Source organism: Vibrio sp. ABG19 (assembly GCF_029962385.1).
Classification (GTDB): Bacteria; Pseudomonadota; Gammaproteobacteria; order Enterobacterales; family Vibrionaceae; genus Vibrio; species Vibrio ostreae.
This window is the reverse complement of record NZ_CP071708.1, coordinates 3,072,297-3,098,734: the sequence shown is the minus strand read 5'-3', so window position 1 is coordinate 3,098,734 and position 26,438 is coordinate 3,072,297. Positions and strand designations below refer to the sequence as shown.

At 48.4% G+C, this 26,438-nt stretch carries 18 protein-coding genes; 10 read left to right on the top strand and 8 right to left on the bottom strand.

Annotated elements, in window-relative coordinates:
• Positions 1-69: 69 nt before the first annotated feature.
• Together J0X00_RS20255 and J0X00_RS20250 are read right to left on the bottom strand one after the other, a co-directional pair.
• Positions 70-681, bottom strand: a complete 612-nt coding sequence (locus J0X00_RS20255) for an OmpA family protein (RefSeq protein WP_282477599.1) — start codon at positions 679-681, stop codon at positions 70-72.
• Position 682: 1 nt separating this feature from the next.
• Positions 683-1,960 (bottom strand): TolC family outer membrane protein, encoded by a 1,278-nt coding sequence (locus J0X00_RS20250; RefSeq protein ID WP_136484805.1) that lies wholly within the window; start codon positions 1,958-1,960, stop codon positions 683-685.
• A 376-nt stretch (positions 1,961-2,336) separates the two neighbouring features.
• Here J0X00_RS20250 and J0X00_RS20245 point away from each other — a divergent pair, with 376 nt between their 5' ends.
• The 4 genes from J0X00_RS20245 (at position 2,337) to nspC (ending at position 12,487) form a co-directional block, all read left to right on the top strand.
• The gene (locus J0X00_RS20245; RefSeq protein WP_282477598.1) at positions 2,337-6,515 is read left to right on the top strand and encodes a VCBS domain-containing protein; all 4,179 of its coding nucleotides are present in this window, start codon (positions 2,337-2,339) and stop codon (positions 6,513-6,515) included.
• A 555-nt stretch (positions 6,516-7,070) separates the two neighbouring features.
• Positions 7,071-9,956 (top strand): pyridoxal phosphate-dependent class III aminotransferase, encoded by a 2,886-nt coding sequence (locus J0X00_RS20240; RefSeq protein WP_136484809.1) that lies wholly within the window; start codon positions 7,071-7,073, stop codon positions 9,954-9,956.
• A gap of 15 nt (positions 9,957-9,971) precedes the next feature.
• Entirely contained in the window at positions 9,972-11,216 is a 1,245-nt protein-coding gene (locus J0X00_RS20235) for a carboxynorspermidine synthase (protein WP_136484811.1), read from the top strand.
• A gap of 137 nt (positions 11,217-11,353) precedes the next feature.
• Positions 11,354-12,487, top strand: a complete 1,134-nt coding sequence (gene nspC / locus J0X00_RS20230) for a carboxynorspermidine decarboxylase (protein ID WP_282477597.1) — start codon at positions 11,354-11,356, stop codon at positions 12,485-12,487.
• A gap of 101 nt (positions 12,488-12,588) precedes the next feature.
• Here the strand turns inward: nspC and J0X00_RS20225 are convergent, their stop codons facing one another.
• The gene (locus J0X00_RS20225) at positions 12,589-14,187 is read right to left on the bottom strand and encodes a methyl-accepting chemotaxis protein (RefSeq protein ID WP_282477596.1); all 1,599 of its coding nucleotides are present in this window, start codon (positions 14,185-14,187) and stop codon (positions 12,589-12,591) included.
• A gap of 391 nt (positions 14,188-14,578) precedes the next feature.
• Positions 14,579-15,091: an ACT domain-containing protein gene (locus tag J0X00_RS20220; RefSeq protein WP_136484817.1), complete on the bottom strand. Its 513-nt coding sequence runs from the start codon at positions 15,089-15,091 to the stop codon at positions 14,579-14,581.
• A 334-nt stretch (positions 15,092-15,425) separates the two neighbouring features.
• Here J0X00_RS20220 and J0X00_RS20215 point away from each other — a divergent pair, with 334 nt between their 5' ends.
• The 6 genes from J0X00_RS20215 to J0X00_RS20190 all read left to right on the top strand — a co-directional run bounded on the left by J0X00_RS20215 (position 15,426) and on the right by J0X00_RS20190 (position 20,993).
• On the top strand, positions 15,426-16,442 hold the full coding sequence (locus J0X00_RS20215) for a TRAP transporter substrate-binding protein (RefSeq protein WP_136484819.1): 1,017 nt from the start codon (positions 15,426-15,428) through the stop codon (positions 16,440-16,442).
• A gap of 69 nt (positions 16,443-16,511) precedes the next feature.
• A complete protein-coding gene (locus J0X00_RS20210; RefSeq protein ID WP_282477595.1) occupies positions 16,512-17,069 on the top strand; it encodes a TRAP transporter small permease subunit in 558 nt (185 codons plus the stop codon).
• Entirely contained in the window at positions 17,062-18,381 is a 1,320-nt protein-coding gene (locus J0X00_RS20205; RefSeq protein WP_136484823.1) for a TRAP transporter large permease subunit, read from the top strand. Before J0X00_RS20210 ends, J0X00_RS20205 begins: the two co-directional genes overlap by 8 nt.
• 69 nt (positions 18,382-18,450) lie before the next feature.
• Positions 18,451-18,948 (top strand): gluconokinase, encoded by a 498-nt coding sequence (locus J0X00_RS20200; protein ID WP_282477594.1) that lies wholly within the window; start codon positions 18,451-18,453, stop codon positions 18,946-18,948.
• Between the two features lie 279 nt (positions 18,949-19,227).
• A complete protein-coding gene (locus tag J0X00_RS20195; protein WP_282477593.1) occupies positions 19,228-20,469 on the top strand; it encodes a CinA family nicotinamide mononucleotide deamidase-related protein in 1,242 nt (413 codons plus the stop codon).
• Between the two features lie 278 nt (positions 20,470-20,747).
• Positions 20,748-20,993 (top strand): 30S ribosomal protein S6 modification protein, encoded by a 246-nt coding sequence (locus J0X00_RS20190; RefSeq protein WP_136484829.1) that lies wholly within the window; start codon positions 20,748-20,750, stop codon positions 20,991-20,993.
• A 252-nt stretch (positions 20,994-21,245) separates the two neighbouring features.
• Here the strand turns inward: J0X00_RS20190 and yfaE are convergent, their stop codons facing one another.
• The 4 genes from yfaE to ubiG all read right to left on the bottom strand — a co-directional run bounded on the left by yfaE (position 21,246) and on the right by ubiG (position 26,271).
• Positions 21,246-21,524, bottom strand: coding sequence for a class I ribonucleotide reductase maintenance protein YfaE (yfaE, locus tag J0X00_RS20185; protein WP_136484831.1), 279 nt, complete (start codon positions 21,522-21,524; stop codon positions 21,246-21,248).
• Positions 21,524-22,657, bottom strand: a complete 1,134-nt coding sequence (gene nrdB / locus J0X00_RS20180) for a class Ia ribonucleoside-diphosphate reductase subunit beta (protein ID WP_136484833.1) — start codon at positions 22,655-22,657, stop codon at positions 21,524-21,526. The genes yfaE and nrdB overlap by 1 nt, the downstream gene beginning before the upstream one ends.
• Before the next feature lie 71 nt (positions 22,658-22,728).
• The gene (gene nrdA / locus J0X00_RS20175; protein WP_282477592.1) at positions 22,729-25,011 is read right to left on the bottom strand and encodes a class 1a ribonucleoside-diphosphate reductase subunit alpha; all 2,283 of its coding nucleotides are present in this window, start codon (positions 25,009-25,011) and stop codon (positions 22,729-22,731) included.
• A 552-nt stretch (positions 25,012-25,563) separates the two neighbouring features.
• Positions 25,564-26,271 (bottom strand): bifunctional 2-polyprenyl-6-hydroxyphenol methylase/3-demethylubiquinol 3-O-methyltransferase UbiG, encoded by a 708-nt coding sequence (gene ubiG / locus J0X00_RS20170; RefSeq protein WP_136484837.1) that lies wholly within the window; start codon positions 26,269-26,271, stop codon positions 25,564-25,566.
• Positions 26,272-26,438 lie beyond the last annotated feature (167 nt).

Here is a 26,438-nt window from a genome sequence, read left to right as displayed (position 1 = left end):
TTTGCTGTTCATGACTTTCATTATGACGCCCGTTTCGTGGTGGCGAAGGCCCAAGATGAAGATGGTCAGCTATTTCTTTTTGGTGGTAAAAATCGTCCATTCTTCAACTACTTTTTCTTTTAAGCCCACAACGGTTGCTGTAACGCGCCTGTTTACCGCATGCGCTGAATTGGAATCGCCATCGTCGACTAAGCGGCTTTCACCATAGCCGACAATCCTCACGCGCTTAGCGTCAATACCGTAAGAGAGTAATTTGCGTTCTACCGCGTCTGCGCGTTGCTTCGATAAGTCCAGGTTATAATCATTTGTGCCGACTTTACTGGTATAGCCCTGAATCTCAATAGAAGCACTGGGATATTTTTTCAGAAACATCGCCATTTCCTGAATTTGATCGGAAAATACCGGGTTGATTTCATAGGAGTCATGGGCAAACAAAATATGTAGCTGGCGCTTATCTGAATCCTGAATCACTTCACCGCAACCATCATTATCGATCAGTGCTCCTTTGGGTGTATCCGGACACAGATCACGTGCGTTGATCACGCCATCCCAATCGTCATCTTGCAGATCGGCAACCTGATTCGCCAGCGGCGTTTTGATGTAATCATATTCGTCACCAGCCAAGCTGGGACAAGCTGCCAGGCTGATCATGACAGAGAGTGAGAGAATGGTTATTTTCATATCAGTACTCCACTTTCTTGGTCCATTCCTGCGGAATATCGACCAGCAGGGCGTCAATCAATACGCCAACCGCATTCATAACACGATATTTTGCGTATTGCTCGGCATAGTGCGCATCCAGATAATCCCGGCGAGCTTCAAACAGTTCATTTTCTGTGTTTAGCAGGTCAAGCAGGGTTCGCTGGCCGATCTGATACTGCTTCTCGTAAGCAATCACGGTTTGCGATGCAGAATCGACATGGTCTGCCAGAAAGTCCTTTTGTTGCAGAGTTAAGTCGAGCGCGCTCCAGGATAGTCGCAGTCCTTCTTCCACCTGACGGTAGGCGTTATCGCGTAAATCTTTTGAGCGATTGAGCTGATATGCAGCACTTTCACTGCGGTCACTGTCGCTGCCCCCGTTATACAGGTTGTAGTTTAAGCGTAGCATCGCGATGGTTTCGCTCGCTCCGCCGCGATCACCACCTGCATCATCACGCCAAGTCTGGCGTGCTTCAAAATAGATGGTCGGATAGTAGGGGCTTTTCGACTGCTTATACTGGAAGCGGGCAGCGTCGACATCCGCGGCTGAGACCTTGATGACCGGATGGTTGTCCAGAGCAAGCGCCATAGCATCGGTCAACGACAACGGAATTTTAGCGGCGTCTGCGCGGGGATAAATCAGGCCGAGTGGAGCCTGACCGACCAGACGTTCAAACTGTGTGTGAGTGTCAAACAGATTATTCTGGGCAGCTAATAAGTTGCCCTGTGCCCGGGCTATCCGTGCTTCAACCTGCGTCAGGTCCGCAGTCGAGCCGATACCGGAGTCTACGCGTCGCTTGATATCCCGGTAGATGCGTTTATGCACAGCCAAATTACTTTCTGACAGAGCCAAAACTTCTTTTGCTTTAACTGCATTGAGATACACATCAGTCACCTGTAGCGCAAGATTAGAGGCGTCATCAAGCAGTTGTAACCGCTCGGACTCTGCATCAGCGGCGGTACGGTCCATATCGTTCAGAGTGGCATTACCATCCCAAATCAATTGGTTAAGAATAATACTGGCTTCTTTGCGGGTCAGGTCTGTGTCTTCGTTGCCGGTGGATGAAGCAGGGCGGATACCTTCGTACCCGATGCCTGCATCAAGGTCCAGCGTAGGGAGATAAGCTCCGGCGGCAGCATCACTCTCTTTAACACTACTGACGTATTGGTTGTAACTGGCTTTTATTTCAGGATTATTTGCCAACGCAAGCGCTACAGCCTGCTCAAGTGTCTGAGCTGAAGCTTGCAAGGATATAGACAACAAACATCCTGCCAAAAGGGGAATGGTCCGTTTCACAGGGTCGCTCCTATTAGTATTTGAATGATTTGTTGAGGCATTCTGATTCGTACTGCAGACACGAATTTACAGCGATTGCTATCTCAAATCGGAGGTTACTGGAAGCTTAGTTGATAATTTAGAAAGTTGAGAGATTAGTTCAAAAAAGTGCTAATGAATAATTTCTATATATATTGATATCTTAGTCAGTATTAGGATTAAAACTCTAAATATTGAGTTGATTGTCATTAGTGAGGTCACTACGTTTGTGTTATGAGAATAGTTGATTAGGTGTCGGGTCTTTTCAGACCAGGCATCTGCATGCATATCGAGCCTATTCAAACTTCAAGGAATGATGCTCATGAACACACGTACTCTCGCTTCTACGATGCTGGCTAACGTTACCCTGATCATTGATAGAAATGGTCAGTTCCGCGAACAAGCTGCAAATATGCCCCTCAGACCGGGCGACGTTGTCGTTCAGGTCAGCGAAGGTCCTAATCCACAAGTCACTGCCGAGTTGGTGAGCCCTGCCAATACTGCAAACACCAATCTGGACGGAGAAATAGCCCAGATTATTCAACAGTTAGAACTGGGAGCTGACCCGACGCAAAATCCTGATTTGGCGACCGCAGCAGGCGGAACTAACGGTTCCAGTCTGACGACTTCTGCCAGTATCAGTCGTACCGGCGATGAAGTGCTGGCGTCCACCAGTTTTGATACTTCCGGCCTGGAAGGTCTGGGGTTGTCGGCAACGCAAAGTCTGGCGCTGACCGATTTGGTCGCAGATACCGTTACGACATTACTGTTGAGTGGAAGTGATAGTGCTGAGGCGGATGAAACGGATGAGCCGGTGACTCTGGAAGGTGTGTTGCAGATAGAAGGTGCCGATGGACTGGCATTTATTGCGCAGCAGGATGTGGCGGGAGATTATGGTCAGTTTTCGATTGATGCCGATGGCAACTGGGTGTTCGTTGCTAATAGTGCCTTCGATGAACTTAACACCGGTGATTCGATTGTTGACCAGTTTCAGGTGGTGGGTACGGATGGCAGCACCCACACGGTTACTGTGACAATTAATGGTACTAATGATGTGCCGGTGTTTGTCGATGTGAATGACGCGGGTGATTATTCATTTAGTTATGATGAGGGTCAGACAGAAGGACAGACGATTGGCCAGGTAAGTGCTATTGACCCCGATAATGAGGTTCTGGCTTTTTCGATTAAGAATAACGTTCAGGACGAGCAGGGTAATGATCTATTCCAGATTAATAGCGAGACTGGTGAAATCAGTTTGACCGCTGCGGGTGTTGCTTCGCTTGCCAATGATTACGAACTCCCGGCTAACACGCACGGCATAGTGGTGACGGTAACGGAAGTTGACGGTAACGGTACGCCTCAGTCGGCGGATGTTGATGTCATATTGAGTGAACGTGATATTGACGACAATGCGCCGGTATTTAACCCAAACGATCCGGATAACCCGGACGGGGCGCAATACGCGTTTGAATATAACGAAAACAGCACGGTTAATGATGTGCTGGGCACGGTGCAGGCCACGGATGCGGACGGTGAAGAGGTCACCTACAGCATCAAACAGAACGTGTTTGACGGCGACAACAACGCGCTGTTTACCATTGATGCCACCACAGGGGCGATCCGTCTGACTGACGCGGGCGTGGCGGCGTTTGCCAATGACTTTGAACTCGACCCGAACGAGCACAAGTTGATGGTGACCGCGACCGAAGTGGCGGGACTGGGCGAGCAGCAATCGACTGATATTCCGGTCGCGCTGAGCGAGCTCAATCTCGATGATAACGCGCCGGTATTTAACCCCAACGATCCGGATAACCCGGACGGGGCGCAATACGCGTTTGAATATAACGAAAACAGCACGGTCAATGATGTGCTGGGCACGGTGCAGGCCACGGATGCGGACGGTGAAGAAGTCACCTACAGCATCAAACAGAACGTGTTTGACGGCGACAACAACGCGCTGTTTACCATCGATGCAGAAAGCGGAGAGATCCGTCTGACCGACGCGGGCGTGGCGGCGTTTGCCAACGACTTTGAACTCGACCCGAACGAGCACAAGCTGATGGTGACCGCGACCGAAGTGGCGGGGCTGGGCGAGCAGCAATCGACTGATATTCCGGTCGCGCTGAGCGAGCTCAATCTCGATGATAACGCGCCGGTATTTAACCCCAACGATCCGGATAATCCGGACGGGGCGCAATACGCGTTTGAATATAACGAAAACAGCACGGTCAATGATGTGCTGGGCACGGTGCAGGCCACGGATGCGGACGGTGAAGAGGTCACCTACAGCATCAAGCAGAACGTGTTTGACGGCGACAATAACGCGCTGTTTACCATTGATGCCACCACAGGGGCGATCCGTCTGACCGACGCGGGCGTGGCGGCGTTTGCCAATGACTTTGAACTCGACCCGAACGAGCACAAGCTGATGGTGACCGCGACCGAAGTGGCGGGACTGGGCGAGCAGCAATCGACCGATATTCCGGTCGCGCTGAGCGAGCTCAATCTCGATGACAATGCGCCGGTATTTAACCCCAACGATCCGGATAATCCGGACGGGGCGCAATACGCGTTTGAATATAACGAGAACAGCACGGTCAATGATGTGCTGGGCACGGTGCAGGCCACGGATGCGGACGGTGAAGAGGTCACCTACAGCATCAAGCAGAACGTGTTTGACGGCGACAACAATGCGCTGTTCACCATCGATGCCACCACAGGAGAGATCCGTCTGACTGACGCGGGCGTGGCGGCGTTTGCCAACGACTTTGAACTCGACCCGAACGAGCACAAGCTGATGGTGACCGCGACCGAAGTGGTGGGGCTGGGCGAGCAGCAATCGACCGATATTCCGGTCGCGCTGACCGAGCTCAATCTCGATGATAACGCGCCGGTATTTGACCCCAACGATCCGGACGAAAACCGCTACGTGTTTGACTACTATGAAGGTCGGGTGATCACCAGTGAACTAGGTCGAGTATCGGCTTCAGACGCCGATGGGGAAAGAGTGACTTATAGCATCACTCAAAATGTCTACTTTAACGGCATGGCATTATTTGCCATCAATGCCGTCACCGGTGTAATTAGCTTAACTTCAGAGGGGGTCGCGGCGTTTACGAATAATTATGAGTTGGCTACGAATACGCATAACCTGGTAGTGACAGCTACAGAGGATGAAGGCTTGGGCATGGTTAAGTCGACAGATATTGAGGTGATACTTAACGAGTTAAATATCGATGATGCCCCGATTGCGGAGAACTTTACCGTTCTGCTCAGCGATAACGTTGAAAGCACGATCGTGTTCGATTCGGATGACCCACAGCAAGACCATATTTCGGATATAGACGATGATGCTGCCGGTATTCAGGTCATGATTGTGCTGACATCATTGCCTGAGACAGGAACCTTGCTCTATACCGATGAATTCGGTGTCACCCGTGAGCTGACAAACACCGATCTCTATGTGGAGGGAGGAGATAAAGTCCTGCTCGATCCGCATTACATCAGCTTCGTTCCTTCCGGGGATGAAGTGGTGATTGGCTCTTCAGAAGATGGCTCTTTAACTGATAACAACGATGGGACCTACACCTTTACGCTAGAGAATGGTAATCAGGTTGAAATCTCAGCAACTAAGGTCAACGGAAACCGGACCGTTGCTTCAGATGTTGATCTGATTAACCATAATACTCAGGGGACTGGTTTCTCTGTGGAAGGAGGGGGTGGTATCAATACTACCGAAACCCTGACCGTGGATTTTAGTGACAACCCGTTCTACAAGATCAGCTTCGCGGTGGACGGACTGAATAATAACCACGTTGCGACCGTAACTTTTACCTTTCTGGATGGATCGACGCACGTCGAATATTATGATGTGAATCAGGCTGATTATAGTTATGTGTCAAGTCAGCCAATTGTCCAGATGGACTTTTCTGCATCCAGTAACGATGCAACGACGGGTTCCAATTATGTTGTGACCTATCTGTCTGGCTCTGAAGTTGTTACCGAGGATACCAGCTTTAATTACATGGCGGTCGATTCTGATGACCAGCTCAGTAACCAGGCCACGGTCACCCTGGATGCCGATAGTACCACGCCATCTTTTGATGTCGTCATTGGAGAAGACGGTGAGCCTATCATCCACGCGCAAATGGGCAATGATCTGCTCATTGGCTACGGCGGTCAGGCGGATGTATTCACCTGGCTGGATGCGGCCCTGGACAACAGTACTGACGTGGTCAAAAACTTCGAACGAGGCAGCGATACTTTAGACCTGACATCGGTGCTGAGCGATGATGAAACCTTCAACGATCTGCTGGCAAAAATCAGTATTGATGAAGTGGAAAGCGGCGATGAAGACCTCACGCTGAGAGTGGACCATGATGGTGGCGAACAGACCATCATCATTGAAAATGGTGTTGATATTTTCGACATCACAGGTGCGCTGGATACGGATACCGCCAACGCGATACTTAACCAAATAGTCAAAAATGATACCGTTTAATTAAGTGACCTGACATAGCCTCCGTTTAACCAACGGAGGTTGTGTCATTTCTTACTTTTATAACTTTCTGAATATTCGATAATTGTTATATTTTCTGTTGACTTAGTTGTAATTTATCGTTGAAAAGTGATTGCAGCGGAAAGTCATTTTATGGTAATTTCCGCAACAATCTCGGACAGTGCTTCTGGGGGATACGCGTAGTGACCATTCAGGCTGATTGGGACATTACGTAGGGTAGGTATCAGCAAGCCCTTTTGCTGATAGACGGGATACTCTTGCTGTGGGAACAGCATGTGAATGGGAAACCCAACATTGAACTCACTTAACTTACACACATTAATCAGCTTTGTACTTCCTCTGTGCCCTGTTCGCCAGGACAGTAGCATAACCGAACCTTGATTCCTGTTTTTTAGTGATTAGTCATCAAGCTGATGACCTTTAAGTTAATTCCGAATTTGTCTGCGGACACAGTCGGGACGTTTTGCTATTTGTCATTTCTCTTATCAACCATTTCCCGAGAAATAGACAGAACTTTAACCATTCAAGGGGACGAAGATGAGTACAGCCTTTGAAGTCGATAACGCTATCGCAACTATGTTTTCCAACCAAGTACCAGTATTAGACGGTACTTATGATCTAACTCCGGATGACGTCCTTCTTGAACAGGCAGAACATGAGTCCGCAGTGCGTTCATACCCACGCCGTTTACCGATTGCTATCAAGCAGGCTTTTGGCTGTCTGGTAGAAGATACCCGTGGTCAGATCTTTTTGGACTGTCTTGCAGGTGCAGGTACGCTGGCACTTGGTTACAACCACCCAGAAATCAATCAGGCTCTGAAAGATCAACTGGATTCAGGTCTTCCTTACCAGACTCTGGATATTGCCACTAAAGCAAAAACCAACTTCATCAAAGCGGTGAAGGGATTCCTGCCAGAAGAACTGGGTAACAACTGTGTGATTCAGTTCTGTGGACCATCGGGTGCTGATGCGGTAGAAGCTGCTATCAAACTGGCTAAGCAAACCACAGGTCGTAACACCCTGTTCGCGTTCCGTGGTGCATACCATGGTATGACGAATGGCACCATGGGTATGATGGGTAACCTGAATACGAAAGCACGTCGTACTGGCCTGATGTCAGACGTACACTTCATGCCTTTCCCATACAACCTACGTTGTCCGTTTGGTCTGGGTGGCGATGAAGGTGCGAAAGCGAGCATCCGTTACATTGAGCGTCTGCTGAACGACGACGAAGCGGGCATCATGAAGCCGGCTGCGATCTTCGTAGAACCGGTTCAGGGCGAAGGTGGTGTCATTCCAGCACCCGCATTTTTCCTGCGTGAACTGCGTCGTATCTGTGACGAGCACGGCATCCTGCTGATTTTTGATGAAATCCAGTGTGGTGTGGGCAAATCTGGCTACAACTTCGCATTCGAAGAAGCGGGCATCGTACCTGACGTACTGTGTCTGTCTAAAGCGATCGGTGGTGGTATGCCAATGTCTCTGCTGGTGATTAACAAGCAACACGATACCTGGAAACCGGGTGAGCACACCGGTACATTCCGTGGTAACCAGCTGGCAATGGTATCGGGTGCGAAAGCACTGGAAATCATTCAGCGTGATAACCTGGTTGAACAGGCGAATATCAAAGGCCAATACCTGCGTATGGGTCTGGAAAAAATTCAAAGCCGCGTAAACTGCGTTGCAGAAGTGCGTGGTAAAGGTTTGATGCTGGGTCTGGAAATCAAAGATCCAAGCGGCGAGCTGAACAAATTTGGTGAGCCAAAAGCGGCACCACAACTGACTCTGGACATTCAGCGTGCAGCGCTGGAGCGTGGCCTGATGGTTGAAAAAGGTGGCCGTGAAGGTTCGGTTATCCGTTTCCTTCCACCGCTGGTCATCTCATTTGAACAGATTGACTTTGCTCTGCGCGTGCTGGAAGAAGCAATGCTGGTTGCCGGCGGCGGTCAAAAAGACCCTGAGCAGGCAAACCAAGAGTGGAAAAAGCATTTCATTCATACCGGTCATATGGGCAGCCAGGAGTTTGCTCAGGTAATGAACCACACGACCGCTGCAATGAAAGCCGTATTTGAAGAAGTGGATGCACCGTACTCTGGTATTGATCCTAAAGCGCTGGAAGCAGCGATTTACGCGGTTGATCTGGATAACAAGAATGCGTCGCTGAAAGAGGTGATTACCGATACCGCTGAACTGGTGGCTAAGAACTCTATCATCGTTCAGCACCCGGATTGTATTGCACACCTGCATACGCCGCCGCTGATGCCTTCTGTTGTGGCTGAAGCCATCATCGCGTCTCTGAACCAATCAATGGATTCATGGGATCAGTCTTCTGCAGCAACCTTCGTTGAGCAGAAAGTGATTGACTGGATGTGTGAAAAATATGAGCTGGGCGCGCAAGCGGACGGTATCTTCACCAGTGGTGGTACTCAGAGTAACCAGATGGGTCTGATGCTGGCGCGTGACTGGATTGCTGACAAGCTGAGCGGTCACTCGATTCAGAAACTGGGTCTGCCGGACTATGCTGACAAACTGCGTATCGTGTGTTCGAAGAAATCACACTTTACTGTTCAGAAGTCTGCTTCTTGGATGGGACTGGGTGAGAAAGCGATCCTGGCTGTCGATGCTCTGCCAAACGGCACCATGGATGTGACCAAGCTTGAAGCTGTGGTTGAACAAGCGAAAGCAGACGGCCTGATCCCATTTGCTATCGTAGGTACTGCAGGTACTACTGACCACGGTGCTATCGATGATCTGGTGACGATCGCTGACGTTGCTGACAAGCACGAAATGTGGATGCATGTGGACAGCGCATACGGTGGCGCTCTGATTCTGAGCAGCCATAAAGATCGTCTGAGTGGTATTGAACGCGCGCAATCAGTGAGCGTTGACTTCCACAAGCTGTTCTTCCAAACCATCAGCTGTGGCGCGCTGCTGCTGAAAGATAAGAGCAAATTCAAGTACCTGCTACACCATGCAGATTACCTGAACCGTGAGCATGACACGCTGCCAAACCTGGTTGATAAGTCTATCTCAACAACAAAACGCTTTGATGCCCTGAAAGTGTTTATGACCATGCAAAACGTAGGTCCTAAACAAATGGGCGCAATGTACGATCACTTGCTGGATCAAACCCAACAAGTGGCCGAATTGGTTCGTCAGCATGAAGCTTTTGAGCTTCTGGCTGAACCATCTTTGTCTACCGTGTTGTTCCGCGCGGTAAACAATCAGGCGTCTGACCTGGATGAACTGAACAAAGTTGTTCGTCTGGAAGCCCTGGTACGTGGCGTAGCTGTACTTGGCGAAACCATTGTGGATGGCAAAACTGCCTTGAAATTCACAATCTTGAACCCATGCTTAAAGACTTCGGATTTCGAAGCTTTACTGGCTAAAATTGAAACTCTGGCTATTGAGCTAGCGAAATAAAGGTATACGGATACTATGTCTATTCTACAGATTGGGGCGGGCGGCGTTGGCTGGGTGGTCGCACATAAAGCGGCACAGAACAACGACGTGCTGGGTGATATTACCATAGCTTCGCGTTCTATCGCGAAGTGTGAGAAGATCATTGAATCGATCAAGGGCAAACAAAACCTGAAAGATTCTACTAAGAAGCTAGAAGCTCGTTCAGTGAATGCTGACGATGTAGACGCTTTGGTTGCGTTAATCGAACAAGTGAAACCGGATCTGGTGATTAACGCCGGTCCTCCATGGGTTAACGTGCCAATCATGGAAGCCTGTTACCGTGCAAAAGTGTCCTATATGGACACTTCTGTTGCGGTTGATCTGTGCTCGGAAGGTCAGCAAGTACCTGAAGCGTACGATCAGCAATGGGCGTATCGTGATAAGTTTAAACAAGCGGGGATCACCGGCATACTGGGCGCGGGTTTTGACCCGGGCGTAGTGAGTGTGTTTGCCGCTTATGCGGCAAAACATCTGTTTGATGAAATTGATACTATCGATGTGATGGACATCAATGCGGGTGATCACGGTAAAAAGTTCGCCACTAACTTTGATCCTGAAACCAACATGCTGGAAATTCAGGGTGACTCTTTCTTTTGGGAAGAGGGGGAGTGGAAACAAGTACCGTGTCACACTCGTATGATGGAGTTCGATTTTCCTAACTGTGGCCCTTTCAAGGTTTACTCAATGGCGCACGATGAAGTTCGTTCGCTGAAAGAGTATATCCCGGCTAAGCGCATTGAATTCTGGATGGGATTCGGTGACCGCTACCTGAACTACTTCAACTGCATGCGTGACATCGGTTTACTTAACCCGGAACCAGTGACTCTGCACGATGGTACCAGTGTTCATCCGCTGCACGTGCTGAAAGCACTGCTGCCGGATCCGACGTCTCTGGCGCCGGGCTATACTGGTCTCACGTGTATCGGTACCTGGGTTCAGGGCAAAAAGAATGGTGAGCAGCGTAGTGTCTTCATTTACAACAATGCGGATCATGAAGTGGCTTACCAGGATGTTGAGCATCAGGCTATTGCTTACACGACAGGTGTTCCGGCAATCACGGCTGCTCTGCAATTCTTCCGTGGTGAATGGGCTGAAGCTGGCGTGTTCAACATGGAGCAGTTGAATCCAGATCCGTTCCTGGAAACCATGCCGTCAATCGGCCTGGACTGGGAAATTCAGGAGCTGCAACCTAGCGAACCAGTTATCAACATTCTAAAGTAATTTTGACTTGCGGTTTGTCAGTTGAAATGAACTTAGATTGAGATGTAATAAACAGCCGTCACTTGTGATGGCTGTTTTTTCCATTTAAAGACTCAAATGATGATGCCTGCAGCAGGCAGTAATCAGGAAGCGAGACAATGCAAAAAAGCGAATTGAAAACCCCATACTTCATGATTGATGAAGGGAAATTGATCGAAAATCTGGAAATAGCCAAACGTCTGAAAGAAGTGTCAGGTGTTAAGCTAGTTCTGGCTCTGAAATGTTTTTCTACCTGGGGTGTGTTTGACATCATCAAACCTTACCTGGACGGCACCACAAGTTCAGGCCCGTTTGAAGTTAAACTGGGCTATGAAAAATTTGGTGGTGAAACTCACGCTTACAGCGTGGGCTATCGTGAAGATGACGTAAAAGAAGTCGCAGATATCTGCGATAAGATGATTTTTAACTCCCAGTCACAGCTGGCAGCTTATCGTCACCTGGTAGAAGGAAAAGCCTCTGTGGGTCTACGTCTTAACCCAGGTGTAAGCTACGCTGGCCAGGATCTCGCTAATCCGGCACGTCGTTTCTCTCGCTTGGGTGTGCAGGCAGACCACATTGATCCGGCCGTGTTCGAGAGTATCAATGGTGTCATGTTCCATATGAACTGTGAGAACAAAGATGTCGATGCGTTCATCAGCCTGCTGGATGCTATCTCTGAGCGCTTTGGCGCGCATCTGGATAAGCTGGACTGGGTGAGTCTGGGCGGTGGCGTATTCTTTACCTGGCCGGGCTATGATGTCGATAAGCTGGGTCTGGCGCTGAAAGCTTTTGCTGAAAAACATGCGGTGCAACTGTACCTGGAACCGGGTGAAGCGATCATTACCAAAACCACTGATCTGGTGGTCACCGTTGTTGACCTGGTTGAGAACGGCATGAAAACCGCGATTGTAGATTCTGCAACCGAAGCGCATCGCCTGGATACGCTTATCTACAATGAGCCTGCCTCTGTCCTGGAAGCAAGCGACAACGGTGAACACGAATACGTGATCGGTTCTTGTTCTTGCCTGGCAGGTGACCAGTTCTGTGTGGCGAAGTTTGAGCAGCCACTTAAAGTCGGTCAAAAACTGCATATCCTCGACAGCGCTGGTTATACCATGGTGAAGCTGAACTGGTTTAATGGCCTGAAGATGCCTTCTGTGTACTGCGAACGTACTAATGGCGACATTCAGAAGCTGAACGAATTTGGTTATGAAGACTTTAAGCGTTCTCTGTCGCAATGGTCAGTAAAATAATACCGTTGCCGCTTTGACAGCATAAAAAAATCCACCGCTAACGGTGGATTTTTTATTCGTGCCGATGTGGTTATGTGGTTAACTGGTGGCCGGAACCCTTATCAAAGTTTAAAGCGGGTCAGCTTACCATCTAACTGGCGTGACAAGTCGGCCAGCTTTTCGCTCTCTTCAGCCAGATAATTGGCGGCTTGCGACATCTCCAGCGCGGCGTCATTGATACCGCTAACGTTACGGTTCATATCTTCTGCAACGGCACTTTGTTCTTCGGCTGCCGTTGCGATTTGCGTTGCCTTGTCACTGACGTGCTGAATATGGCTCACTATCTGTGACAAATCACTGCCTGCATTTTCTGCGCGTTCGACACTGTTATAGGCCAGGTCCTGGCTCTTCTGCATCGCGCTGGCGGTCGTCACGGCAAGTTGCTGCAGCCGATTAATAGTCGTCTGAATCTCTTCGGTGGAGTGGTGGGTGCGGCTTGCCAGGTTACGCACTTCATCGGCTACCACGGCAAAGCCGCGACCTTGTTCGCCAGCGCGGGCAGCTTCAATCGCGGCATTGAGTGCCAGTAAATTGGTTTGTTCTGAAATGCCGCTGATAACAGCCGTCACTTCACTAATCTGCATCACGCCTTCTTTCAGTTTGTTAACCTGTTCGGCAGCCACTTCCAGTTCGTTCGATAAAGTTTTAATGCTGTCGACACTTGAGTGGACATCATTGTTGCCGGTACCGGCTTCGCTGCTGGCATCGAGAGTATCTCGCGCAGTCTCTTCGGCGTGTCCGGCAACTTCTGCCACGGTCGCACTCATTTCGTTCATTGCCGTCGCTAACTGGTTTAACTGATCCCGTTGTGCGACCACGGCCTGACTGGTCTCCTCGGCCGAAGAAGCTATTCGTATCGCAGCCTCAGCGACTTCACCGGCTGAATGGACGGACTCGCGCAGCGCCGAGCGCATCGAGCTAACGCTCTCATTGATACGCCGGGCGACAACACCGATTTCATCTTTACCTTCTATCTGAACTTCAGCCGTCAGGTCGCCCTGTGCCACAAGCTTCATGGTATCTTTAATGCGTTCGAGCGGCGTCACAATAGCCCGGCTGATGATAAAGCCGAACAGCGACATCACCACGATCACTGCCAGAGTGGCGAGCGCCATGTTCAGAAACTGTTGTTGTACCGCCGTTTGAATATCATCGACCAGCATGCCTGAGCCCAGGATCCAGCCCCAGGGTGCAAAACCTTGTACGGAAGAGAGTTTTTCGGCAGGCTGACCTTTATCGTTCTGCCAGTCGTAAGTGAGAATACCTTGCTGACCATTGCTGGCCAGGTTAACCATATCGAACCAGAAACGTTCGCTGTCGCTGCCCATCTGCTGACCGACCAGTTCCGGGTGCAAAGGATGAACAACCGCCTCGCGTGACTCATTAATAACGAACACATAATTGTCGCCGTCAAATCGTAACGCGTTAATCAGTTTCTTCGCTTCAGCCTGAGCCTGATCTTTGGGAAGTGTTTTTTCAAGAAATGAAACTTGTGAGAGAGTGCTTTTTAAAACGGCATTGAGGCGTGCTTCACGTTCAGTACGCAGATTATTTTGCAATGCGTTCGATGCGATCAGCAGTAAACTGATGAAGCCAATGATCCCGACAGCAATAATGATCGCCAGCTTGTGGCTGACTTTAATATTCTTAAGCTTAAACATCTTTATCCTACCCAACGTTGATTGACAGCATGCTTGTTTTGGCTTTGTACAGAAGGAATATTGTTCGAATTATAAGTGTTGTATCAGAGTACGTTGTTACTGCTGGGACTCTGCTTCTAAGCATCAAGTTAATTTCAAAAAAAATCAATATAAAAAATGTGGTTTGTTATCTGCTTCAAGAAAACACAGGCAGTTATTTTCATCATTATTTATTTGCTAAAAAATAATTATTTGCATTCGAGAAGAGAATTATTCTAACCGTACGTCATGTTATTTTTTGTATGAATTTCCTTCATAAAAAAAAGGCCATCGACCTCCTGAATAACGATATATTCTATATTGTTGTCATTTTATAACGTCCTGATAGGGCGCAATTATAATGAGGTCGGTTTTATGTCTCGATAATTACCCGGGTATCTTCGCTCAGAGCTTCGAGTTCCTTAGCGACGTCTTGTATTGCTATTTCCGCGGGCAGACGAATGGCTAAATTAGCCGTAAACAAACTTGAACTGACGCCGCCACCTCCGGCGATAAATACCCGTTGGCAATCCATATCGAGAATATGAATGCCCTGGTTATCCAGCACATGAGTGATCTCGTTGACAATTCCATAACGGTCATTAGCATCAAGCCGAATCTGATAAATCGTGTCTGATTGATGTGGGGTCGTATCACAGTCGACAATTTGCACCAGTAAATCGGGGTAGGAATGAAAGGCCTCTTTCACCGTTTGGACTTTTGCGGTGGGGACTTCAACCTTAATCACAGCAGCCACTTGTTCCTCGATAAAATTAACCTTACTAATTAGCCACTTACCATCATTCTCATGGGTGATCGCAGCAAGTTGTTTAATCGTTGACGGGGTTGCTGTACCAACAAAGTTCACTATAAAAGTGCTGTTCATTCCGACCTCCGAACCTCATTCAATTTATCGCTATTAAAGAGTTTAGATGTTGTGTGTGTTTAAATATTGACCGCTATCAACCTTTTCGATAACCAGCGCGGAAAATTTTGGATTAATCCGCCGCTGTTCGCAATTTTAACTAAACTGCACAAAGGCTTATGTTGTGGTGGTTATAAAAATAACATCAGTAAGCTGGATGTTAATGAATGTTTAAAAGCTGTGATCAACTTCATGGACAGTCAATGGGAGTTGCCAGTAACATTCACACCGCAAGTTACCGGTAACATAATATTCATAAACCGGTGTTAGACGTGAAACTCGAAAGGATAATTCTATGAAAGCTATGACGAGAACAATTATCGCCGCAGCGGTAACAGGTTTGGTATCTATGTCTGCAATGGCTGCGGATTTCAAGCTGAAAATCCAATCTTCGGATCCATCCGGAGATCGCAACTTCCAGATTCAGCAAGACTGGGCCGAGCGGGTCGAAAAAATGTCCGGCGGACGTATCGATATTGACCTGTTACCTGTTGGGGCAGTGGTTAAACACACCGAAACCCTGAGTGCGATCAAAATGGGGATCCTGGATGGTCATCTGACCGCGACTGAATTCTTCTCTGGTCAGGATCCGGCTTTCGGCCTGTTAGGTAACATGGTGGGTGCCTGGTCAGATACAACCCAACTGCTGCAATACATGAACTACGGTGGTGGCAACGAACTTTTAACCGAACTTTACAAACCATACGGTGTTCATTTTGTTGGTGCTTCAACAACAGGTGTTGAATCTCTGGTATCTAAGAAGCCGCTTGATGGTGTTGCAGATCTGAAAGGTCTGAAACTGCGTGCGCCAGAAGGGCTGGTGCAGCAAGTCTTTGCGGCGGCGGGGGCGACACCGGTTAACCTGCCGGGTTCTGAAGTATTCACCGGCCTGAGTAAGGGCGTCATTGATGCGGCGGATTACACCGTATTCTCGACTAACCAAAAAGCAGGCATGAATGATGTCGCGGCTCATCCGGTTCAACCGGGTTTCCACTCTCTGCCTCTGATCGATGTTTCTATCAGCGAGAAGAAATGGGAAAAAATGCCGGCAGATTTGCAACAAATTCTTGTGACGTCAGTACGTGATTTCTCTTATGACATTACCACTCAGCTGAAAATTGCCGACCAGGCAGCGGTGAAAGAAGCCAATGCTAATCCTAAAATTACCATTCATAACTGGTCTGATGAAGAACGTAAGAAATTCCGTGCTATCGCACGCGATCAGTGGGCGGTATTTGCAGAGCGTTCTCCGAATGCGAAGAAGGTCTATGATTCTGTGACTACCTTCCTGCAAAACAACGATCTTCTATAACTATCCTATATATTTTCTTTCCATTGAGAGAGGGCGACTTTGCCCTCTCTGTTAAAGCAAGAGTTCGTTATGAGCGAGAAGAAGCTACCGGCTGCGCCTATTCATGATGAGCAGCCTAAAAACGCGCTGGACGTTTGGATTGTGCGTGCTGGTAATGCGTTCAGTCTGCTGTTTCTGGTAACGGTTGCGATTTCTTTTTATGAAGTCGTCATGCGTTATGTGTTTGACTCTCCCACCACTTGGGTACATGAGACGGCGGCCTTTATCGGTGGTGCGTTATTTGTGTTTGGTGGTGTCTATGCCATGGCATCGAATAAACATGTTCGTGTGGTGCTAATTTATGATCATGTGTCACCACGTGCACGTCATTATCTTAATTTAGTCCATCACATTGTCGGATTAGCCTTTGCCGGCATGATGGCGTATGCCTCTTATATTACTGTTGAAGCTTCCTGGTTTGCACCGTGGGGCGAGATGCGTCTGGAAACCTCAGGTTCTGCTTTTAACCCGCCTTATCCGGCGCTGCTGAAAGCGGTTATTTTTGTCACTCTGATTATTTTGGTTGTGCAATTTGTGTTGCACCTGATTCAGGAAATTCAAGCCCTAAGGAAAAAGCGCGATGTTTGATCTTTCTTCAATTGGTATTGAATGGGGCAGTCTGCTCATGCTGGTGATGATGATCGGCTTGCTGCTGACAGGTATGCAGCTGGCGTTCGTTACCGGTTTCGTTGCCATCTTCTTTACCCTGGGATGGTTTGGTGTCGATGCTATTCCTCTGATTACCAGCCGTATGTACAGCTTCGCTTCGGACTACATTTTCCTGGCTATTCCGATGTTTGTACTGATGGCGGCGATGCTGGATCACTCCGGGATTGCGCGCGATTTATTTGATGCGATGAAATCCGTCGGACGCCGTGTGCGTGGCGGTGTGGCCGTACAAACGCTGCTGGTTGCAGTACTTTTGGCATCGATGTCCGGCGTTATCGGTGGTGAAACCGTTCTGTTGGGTATTCTGGCACTGCCACAGATGCTGCGTCTCGGTTATGACCGCAAACTGGCTATCGGTACAACCTGTGCCGGTGGTGCGTTGGGTACTATGTTGCCGCCAAGTATCGTACTGATTATTTATGGTATGACCGCCAGTGTATCAATCGGCGACCTGTTTAAAGCCGCCTTTGTTCCGGCGTTTATTTTGGCGATGTGTTACGTTGCATATGTGCTGATTCGTTGTTATCTGAATCCTTCACTGGCACCGGAATTTGATCAGCAAGAGCTGGAAGAAGATAACGAGCGCCCGAATTACTTTAAAGCACTGTTCTTCCCGCTACTATCGGTGGCTGTGGTATTAGGCAGTATTTATACCGGTGTGGCATCGGTCACCGAAGCATCGGCCCTTGGTGTCGTCGGTATTATGTTCAGTGCGGTTATTCGCGGTGAGATGGGCTGGACGATGCTCAAAGAGAGTGCTATCGCCACTATGCGTACCTGTGGGATGATCATCTGGATCGGTATTGGCGCGACGGCTCTGGTCGGGGTTTACAACCTGATGGGTGGTATCGACTTTGTTGAAGAGACGATTCTGGCTCTGTCGGGCGGTAGTGCCATTGCGACTTTGCTGATCATGATGGTGATTCTGCTGGTGTTGGGTATGTTCCTGGACTGGGTCGGTGTTGCTCTGCTTACCATGCCTATTTTCGTACCTATCATCATCAATCTGGGCTATGACCCAATCTGGTTTGGTGTTGTGTTCTGTCTGAACATGCAGGTTTCTTTCCTGTCACCACCATTCGGTCCGGCGGCTTTCTATCTCAAATCGGTAGCGCCGAAGGACATCAGTCTGGGATTGATTTTCTCGTCACTGATTCCGTTTATTTGTATGCAAATTCTGGTACTGGGACTGGTTATTGTGTTCCCGCAACTCGCGATGTGGTGGCAGTAACCTTAAGCGACCAATTTCAATTTGAGCACAAAGGCCCCATTTGAGTGGGGCCCAGGGAAGTATTGTCCTATGAAAGCGAAAAAAATCTTAGTAATGGGTGTATCCGGTTGCGGTAAGAGCTCAGTTGGCAGCCAGATGGCACAGCGATTGGGTCTGACCTTCTTTGACGGTGATGACTTTCATCCTCAGCACAATGTCGACAAAATGAGTCAGGGTATTCCTCTGACCGATGAAGACCGTTACGGTTGGCTGCAAACGCTCAATCGTCTGTTTATTGATAATGACTCAGCGGTCATTGCCTGCTCGGCGCTTAGGCCGCAGTATCGCGATATCTTGCGCGAGAATAATGACGAGTTAGTGATCATCTATCTGCAAGGCGATTACGACACCATTTGGTCGCGCTTAAGTCAGCGTGCAGACCACTATTTTCAGGGTGAAAAAATGCTGCGTAGCCAGTTTGAAACTCTGATTGAGCCTGGTGCTGATGAAGCGATATTTATTGATATTACTCAGCCGATGGATGAGGTGGTTGCGAAAGCGCTACAGGCGATTGCGGACAAAAACTGAACTCGATAGTAAGATCATAACCTTCATTGCTGCTGTGATGACTATATCGATAACAAAGCGCCTCCGGGCGCTTTGTTGTTTATGTAACTCAAGGATTGGCTCTGAAGCTGAGCCACAAGGTGCCAGAGCCGCTGGGTTGCACCAGCACATCGATATGAAATTGATATAAAACTGGGAAATTGACATGAAACTAATAGAGAGATACGGTCGATCGGCGATATAGTGAAACAACAAGCAGTCTGTACTATCAGACGCAATGAGAACAACAAGGTTATATCTATGCTTAAAATAGCAATGTTAAGTACCGGTGAGGAAGTACTGCATGGTGACATCGTCGATACTAATGCAGCCTGGATGTCCCGCGAATTTTTTGAACACGGCTTTTCTTTATCCAAGCGTTCGACAGTCGGCGATGCACAGCCTGTATTAGCAGAAGAAATGCTGATGCTGAGCTTTAATAACGACATTGTGATTGTGAATGGTGGCCTTGGGCCTACCACTGATGACTTAAGTGCGGCTGCGGCATCACAGGCCGCTGAGCAGCAACTGGTTCTGTTCCCGCAGTGGCTCGAGCGTCTGGAGGCCTTTTATGCGGCCCGAAACCGCACCATGCCGGAAAGCAATATTAAGCAGGCGATGTTGCCGGAAAACGCGACCATTATCGATAACCCGATCGGTACTGCGTGTGGTTTCAAAATGCAGATTAACGACTGCTGGTTCTATTTTACGCCCGGTGTCCCAAAAGAGTTTAAGCGTATGGTGGCTGAGCAGATCCTGCCTGATCTGAAGCGTAACTATCCGGAGCAGGCTGGGCTGGAGTGCAGCCGTTTGTATACCTTTGGTTCCTCTGAATCAGGGATCGCAGACAAACTGGATAAGCTGCATCTGCCGCAGGGCTATGTGCTGGGTTACCGTTCCTATATGCCCTTTATTGAGGTGAAGCTGTTTGGTCCGAAGAGTGATCTCGATACGCGGGTGAAATTCCTCCAGCTTATGTATTCCCTCCTGGAGCAGCATGTGGTGAGTGTTGATGAACCGATGCTGGCCCATATCGGCCATCTAATGGCCGATAAAGGTCTTTCATTGTCGATAGCAGAACAAGCAACCAAAGGCTGGTTATCGCACTGGTTGCTCAGTAATGAGCAGGTCGAAGTGTTGAGTGGCCATAGTTGGGTTCTGAGTCATGGTACGGATGCCGGACTGGGTGAAAAAGATCCGCTCGCAGCGGTGTTTGCTCTGGCCGGTGCGACCAAAGATAAATGCACGACCGACCTGGCGCTGGTTACCGGCCCTCTGAATGAGGATACATTCAGTGTCGCGCTCTCTTCTCCGCAGGGAGAGTGGGGGCAACTGTTTAAATTCAGCCGTGCGTTCAGCGCTCAGGAACAAAAGGAGCTGATGGGTACCGTTGCGGCCGATATGCTGCGTCGTTATTTGTCCGGTAAAAACGTTCTGGCACAGTACGGTTCGCTGTCGACGTTGAAGGAACTCTACTTGCCGGCCAATGTACTTAAAGGCTGAGTAGATGGTTAACGGTTAATGAGTCGGGCTGATTTCTCATTAGAAATAACCCGAATGCTAATAAACGGATTGTCTATCCATCGAATGGGTAATAAGACATTGAATTATATGCTTATTACCCATCTGGCTTTATCCCCGCCAGTTATACCAAAATTATCTAAATGTTAAGCACATGATTTATTGGGTGATGCTAAAACTGTCTTAAATCTGAGCCATCTCGTTTGCGTGATTGCACTTAAACTAAGTTCTGTTGTGTTCCATTTCAGCGGGAGGCTGGTATGTTCCATCAATCAAGGATTTTGGTTTGGTATGAAGTGGCAAGTCAGAAAGTGGTTCTGGGAGAGGCTGTAGGGAGTGTGAATCGGGATGTGGTTTCTTTATGGCTGCATGCCCCGGCAGACAGCAACCAGATCGATTATCAGGGTTATCGTTTGTCTCTGTATGATGATGGTGGAAGAGAGATCGCCAATAAGTCGGTCTCTATGGGGACCGCCGATCAGATTTTAGGTGGTGAGTTTAAGTAGGGAAGGAGCACAGCCGCTGTTAATGCCTGCATTTTATATTGTTCCGCTTAAAAATTCGTATTGTTCCAGCTAACTCGTATTGCTTCACTTAAATATGTGGCGACAAGAGATGTATGTGGATAGATGTGCTTAGGGCAGGCAGCGAGTTGAAGAAAAAGCGCAACTAAAAAGCCAGAGTCGTGCACTCTGGCTTTTTTCATTGCGTTGCTCAGTGTGTTTGGACGGTGACACCGCTAAACCACTGAGTGGCGACTAGGCGCGTTTGGCTTTGACATGATAGTTGACGTTGACCAACTCTACAGCCGTTTTGGCCTTACAGATACACGGCAAGATTTCATCACTTTCTGTGTAGGCCATAGCAAAACCAACGTATTCGACTTCACCTGATAGCAGAGTACAGCGGCAGGCGCCACAATGGCCGTCCCGGCAGTTGTATTCAGGGTTCAATCCGGCCTGCTCCATGGTTTCGAGCAGAGTATTAGACGGATTGGACTCAATGTTGACGATTTTGTTGATTTTAATCGAAGCCATTACAGTTCAAAGCCCTCGAAGTCATTGGCTTTGACTTCGTTGTCGATTTGACCGACGAGGTAAGAACTGATTTCTGCTTCCTGTGGCGCAACCTGAACGTTGTCAGAAGACAACCAGGCATTGATCCACGGAATCGGGTTGCTGGTCGCACCAGGGTACGCCGGCTCGAGACCAACCGCATGCATACGAATGTTGGTGATGTACTCAACATACTGACACAGGATGTCTTTGTTCAGGCCAATCATCGAGCCGTCTTTGAACAGATATTCTGCCCATTCTTTCTCTTGCTCAGCGGCCTGCTTGAACAGGTCAAAACTCTCTTGCTTACACTCTTCAGCGATCTGCAGGAAGGCAAAATCATCCATACCGTTGCGCAGCAGGTTGATCATATGCTGCGTACCGGTCAGGTGCAGTGCTTCATCACGGGCGATCAACTTGATGATTTTCGCATTACCTTCCATCAGTTCACGTTCGGCAAAAGCGAATGAACAGGCAAAGCTGACGTAGAAGCGAATCGCTTCCAGTGCGTTAACCGACATCAGGCATAGGTACAGCTTTTTCTTCAGGCCGTTTAGCGTGATGTGAACAGTTTCGCCGTTGATTTCGTGGCTACCTTCACCGTAACGGTGGTAATCGTTACTCATTTTGATCAGATCATCGTAGAAGTGAGCGATGTCTTTCGCGCGCTTGATGATGTGCTCATTCTCAACGATGTCGTCAAACACCAATGCAGGATCGTTCACGATGTTACGGATGATGTGCGTGTACGAACGAGAGTGGATGGTTTCAGAGAATGACCAGGTTTCAATCCAGGTTTCCAGCTCAGGAATAGAGACCAGAGGCAGCAGAGCGACGTTCGGGCTGCGGCCCTGGATTGAGTCAAGCAGGGTCTGGTATTTCAGGTTGGAGATAAAAATGTGTTTCTCGTGATCTGGCAATTTCGCGTAGTCGATACGGTCGCTGGAGACATCTACTTCTTCCGGACGCCAGAAAAAAGAAAGCTGTTTTTCAATCAGCTTTTCGAAAATATCGTATTTCTGCTGGTCGTAGCGTGCGACGTTAACCGGCTGACCCAGAAACATAGGTTCTTTAAGTTGGTTATTTTTTGTTTGAGTAAAAGTACTGTAAGCCATTGTGCCTTCATCCGTTTCGCCCCCTGCAGAGCAGAGGGCATTCAAGTCAATTAGTGTCAGTTCAAATCTGATTAGATCTTACAAGCACCGCTTGCGCAATCGTCGTCGGCTGGTTGAACCGCATCTTTCTGATCGTCTTTCGCACCATCACGAGTGTTATGGTAGTACAGTGTTTTCACACCAAATTTATACGCAGTCAGCAGGTCCTGAAGCAGTTTCTTCATTGGAACCTTGCCGCTTTCGTAACGACTTGGGTCATAGTTAGTATTGGCTGAAATTGCCTGGTCAACAAATTTCTGCATGATACCGACTAAGTGCAAATAACCATCATTTGAACCGATGTTCCACAGCAGTTCATAGTTGTCTTTCAGACGAGTGAACTCAGGAACAACCTGTTTCAGAATACCATCTTTAGACGCTTTGACGGAAACGTAACCACGTGGCGGCTCGATACCGTTGGTTGCGTTTGAAATCTGTGATGACGTTTCTGAAGGCATCAGAGCAGTCAGCGTTGAGTTACGCAGACCGTGCTCCATGATCTCGCTACGCAGTGCATCCCAGTCGTAATGCAGTGCTTCGTCACAGATCAGATTGATATCGTTCTTATAGGTATCAATCGGCAGCAGACCTTTCGCGTAATTGGTCTCGTTAAATGCCGGACATGCACCTTGCTCTTTAGCCAGGTTCACCGACGCTTTCAACAGGTAGTACTGCATCGCTTCAAAGGTTCGGTGAGTCAGGGCATTCGCGCTGCCATCTGAGTATTTCACACCGTGTTTCGCCAGGTAGTATGCATAGTTGATCACGCCCACACCCAGAGTACGACGATTCATGGTTGACTTGTAAGCCGCTGGCAGAGGGTAGTCCTGATAATCCAGCAGTGCATCAAGCGCACGTACCACAAGCTCAGCCAGTTCTTCAAAATCATCCAGATTCTGGATTGCACCCAGGTTAAATGCAGACAGAGTACACAGCGCGATTTCGCCGCTGTCATCTTCAACGTTCACCAGAGGTTTGGTCGGCAGAGCAATTTCCAGACACAGGTTAGACTGACGTACCGGAGCAACGCTCGCATCAAACGGGCTGTGAGTATTACAGTGGTCGACGTTCTGAATGTAGATACGACCAGTTGATGCTCGCTCCTGCATCAGCAGGGAGAACAGCTCAACCGCTTTAACGCTACGCTGTTTGATCGAAGGATCGTTTTCGTATTTAACATACAGGCGTTCGAACTCGTCCTGGTCCTGGAAGAATGCATCGTACAGGCCCGGTACATCAGACGGTGAGAACAGAGTGATGTTGCCACCTTCCACCAGACGTTTGTACATCAGCTTGTTCAGCTGCACGCCGTAGTCCATATGACGTACACGGTTTTCTTCAACACCGCGGTTGTTTTTCAGTACCAGCAAAGATTCAACTTCACCGTGCCAGACAGGGTAGAAGACTGTCGCTGCGCCACCACGAACACCACCTTGAGAACAGCATTTCACCGCCGTTTGGAAGTATTTGTAGAACGGGATACAACCTGTGTGGAACGCTTCGCCACCACGGATCTCAGATCCCAAAGCACGAATACGACCCGCGTTAATACCGATACCGGCACGTTGGGAAACGTATCGTACGATCGAGCTCGCTGTTGCGTTGATTGAATCCAGGCTGTCACCACACTCGATCAGTACACATGAACTGAACTGACGGGTAGGCGTGCGCACGCCAGACATAATTGGCGTAGGCAATGAAATCTTGAACGTCGATGTCGCATCGTAAAAACGTTTTACGTAATCCAGACGCGTAGCTTTCGGGTACTTAGCGAACAGGCATGCTGCTACCAGAATGTACAGGAACTGTGCACTCTCGTAGATCTGACCGGTTACGCGGTTTTGTACAAAGTACTTACCTTCCAGCTGTTTGACTGCAGCGTAAGAGAAATTCAAATCACGGCGATGGTCGATGAAGTCATTCATCAACTCGAATTCTTCGCGTGTATAGTCTTCCAGCAGGTGTTTGTCGTACTTACCTTTTTCCACCATCGCAGATACGTGATCCAGCAGCAGTGGCGGCTCATACTGGCCATACGCTTTCTTACGTAGGTGGAAAACCGCCAGGCGTGCAGCCAGGTATTGGTAATCCGGCGTCTCTTCTGAAATCAGATCCGCAGCGGATTTGATGATGGTTTCATGAATGTCAGAGGTGGTAATGCCATCGTAGAACTGGATATGAGCACGAAGTTCTACTTGTGATACAGAGACATTGTCCAGACCTTCAGCGGCCCATGCGATCACACGGTGGATCTTTTCTAGATCAATCTTTTCTTTGCGGCCATCACGCTTGGTGACAGTGAGTTGTTGGTTCATTCTACTTTATTTCCCTAACAAAACTGATAAAAGCCGTATTTTTGAGTAATTCTTGTAAAGTGAATCCCGGCTTTGTGATCAAGTTCGCCCTACATATAGAGTCCTAAACACTATATGTAGGGGTGCATCAGTATTCGGGTTACAAGATAGTGCTATTGAGGGGGTAATGCAAGTTGGAGATCTTGAACAGTTTGTGGATAACTTGCGAAATAAAAAAATTCAGTTAGTAGACACTCACCGATGACGAAAGGGCAGAATTACGTGTAAGAAATTGTGATTCTCAGATCGCTTTTTTCGTAACCAAGAGAGAAAAAAAATCTCTTGATCTTTAGGTAAAAACTCTATCGCCGTTTTCGTCAGATCAACGGCGAGGATCAATACAAAAATACGCTAAAACTTGACCATGTGGTGATAAACCAGGCGGCGGGTTTTAGCGTACACTATATGTAATTAAAGAGTCCGTTGCCAAAGCATACAAGTTAATACTGTCGTCGTTTACGTCTTACGCCAGCTCACTGAGGTCTGAAACCGACGTTACTTATGCTTGGGCCATCAGATTAACCTTGTGTGCACAATGTAATTGACATCCACATTGCGACCGAGGCGGTAGGTATCTGTCAATGGATTGTATTGCAGACCGGTAATCCCTTGCTCTTGCAGGGAAGTGGTGTCGATCATTTTCATCATTTCTGAGGGACGAATAAACTTCTCGTGATCGTGAGTGCCTTGCGGAACAATCTTGAGTAACTTCTCTGCGCCGACGATGGCGAACAGATAAGATTTAAAGTTACGGTTCAGGGTCGAGAAGAAGACATGACCGCCAGGTTTGACCAGCGCTGCACAAGACTGAATGACGGACAGCGGATCCGGGACATGTTCCAACATTTCCATACAGGTTACGACATCATAAGCCTGCGGGTTTTGCTCTGCGTGATCTTCAATAGTACTTTGGATGTAATCGAGTTTGGTTCCCGTTTCCAGGGCATGCAGTCGGGCTACTTCCAGCGGCTCTTTGCCCATATCCAGCCCGGTCACCTGAGCGCCTTCACGCGCCATGCTTTCTGCCAGGATGCCTCCGCCGCAGCCGACATCGAGAACTTTTTTGCCAAACAAGCCGTTGACACGTTCTTGTACATAGTTGAGACGTAGTGGGTTGATCTGATGCAGTGGTTTAAACTCGCCTTCCAGATCCCACCAACGTGATGCCATTTCTTCGAACTTCTTGATTTCGTTCGGGTCGACGTTTTGAGGTTTACTCATACTTGTTATGCCTGTATTACGCGTCCATGGATGAGTCCGCATTATAGCGCTGATCGCTTGTTACACCAGTTGTTCTGCCTGAATAAAAAAAGAACGAACAAAAAATAATCTGTTTTCAGTTGGATATGGGAGTAGTGTGTAAATTCTCGGCAGTTGATTCACAACAA

What these genes read in the sequence shown, in the direction of transcription:
- J0X00_RS20255 (WP_282477599.1), bottom strand. Translation starts at nt 681, where the DNA reads ATGAAAATAACCATTCTCTCACTCTCTGTCATGATCAGCCTGGCAGCT.
- J0X00_RS20245 (WP_282477598.1), top strand. Translation starts at nt 2,337, where the DNA reads ATGAACACACGTACTCTCGCTTCTACGATGCTGGCTAACGTTACCCTG.
- J0X00_RS20240 (WP_136484809.1), top strand. Translation starts at nt 7,071, where the DNA reads ATGAGTACAGCCTTTGAAGTCGATAACGCTATCGCAACTATGTTTTCC.
- J0X00_RS20235 (WP_136484811.1), top strand. Translation starts at nt 9,972, where the DNA reads ATGTCTATTCTACAGATTGGGGCGGGCGGCGTTGGCTGGGTGGTCGCA.
- nspC (WP_282477597.1), top strand. Translation starts at nt 11,354, where the DNA reads ATGCAAAAAAGCGAATTGAAAACCCCATACTTCATGATTGATGAAGGG.
- J0X00_RS20225 (WP_282477596.1), bottom strand. Translation starts at nt 14,187, where the DNA reads ATGTTTAAGCTTAAGAATATTAAAGTCAGCCACAAGCTGGCGATCATT.
- J0X00_RS20220 (WP_136484817.1), bottom strand. Translation starts at nt 15,091, where the DNA reads ATGAACAGCACTTTTATAGTGAACTTTGTTGGTACAGCAACCCCGTCA.
- J0X00_RS20215 (WP_136484819.1), top strand. Translation starts at nt 15,426, where the DNA reads ATGAAAGCTATGACGAGAACAATTATCGCCGCAGCGGTAACAGGTTTG.
- J0X00_RS20210 (WP_282477595.1), top strand. Translation starts at nt 16,512, where the DNA reads ATGAGCGAGAAGAAGCTACCGGCTGCGCCTATTCATGATGAGCAGCCT.
- J0X00_RS20205 (WP_136484823.1), top strand. Translation starts at nt 17,062, where the DNA reads ATGTTTGATCTTTCTTCAATTGGTATTGAATGGGGCAGTCTGCTCATG.
- J0X00_RS20200 (WP_282477594.1), top strand. Translation starts at nt 18,451, where the DNA reads ATGAAAGCGAAAAAAATCTTAGTAATGGGTGTATCCGGTTGCGGTAAG.
- J0X00_RS20195 (WP_282477593.1), top strand. Translation starts at nt 19,228, where the DNA reads ATGCTTAAAATAGCAATGTTAAGTACCGGTGAGGAAGTACTGCATGGT.
- J0X00_RS20190 (WP_136484829.1), top strand. Translation starts at nt 20,748, where the DNA reads ATGTTCCATCAATCAAGGATTTTGGTTTGGTATGAAGTGGCAAGTCAG.
- yfaE (WP_136484831.1), bottom strand. Translation starts at nt 21,524, where the DNA reads ATGGCTTCGATTAAAATCAACAAAATCGTCAACATTGAGTCCAATCCG.
- nrdB (WP_136484833.1), bottom strand. Translation starts at nt 22,657, where the DNA reads ATGGCTTACAGTACTTTTACTCAAACAAAAAATAACCAACTTAAAGAA.
- nrdA (WP_282477592.1), bottom strand. Translation starts at nt 25,011, where the DNA reads ATGAACCAACAACTCACTGTCACCAAGCGTGATGGCCGCAAAGAAAAG.
- ubiG (WP_136484837.1), bottom strand. Translation starts at nt 26,271, where the DNA reads ATGAGTAAACCTCAAAACGTCGACCCGAACGAAATCAAGAAGTTCGAA.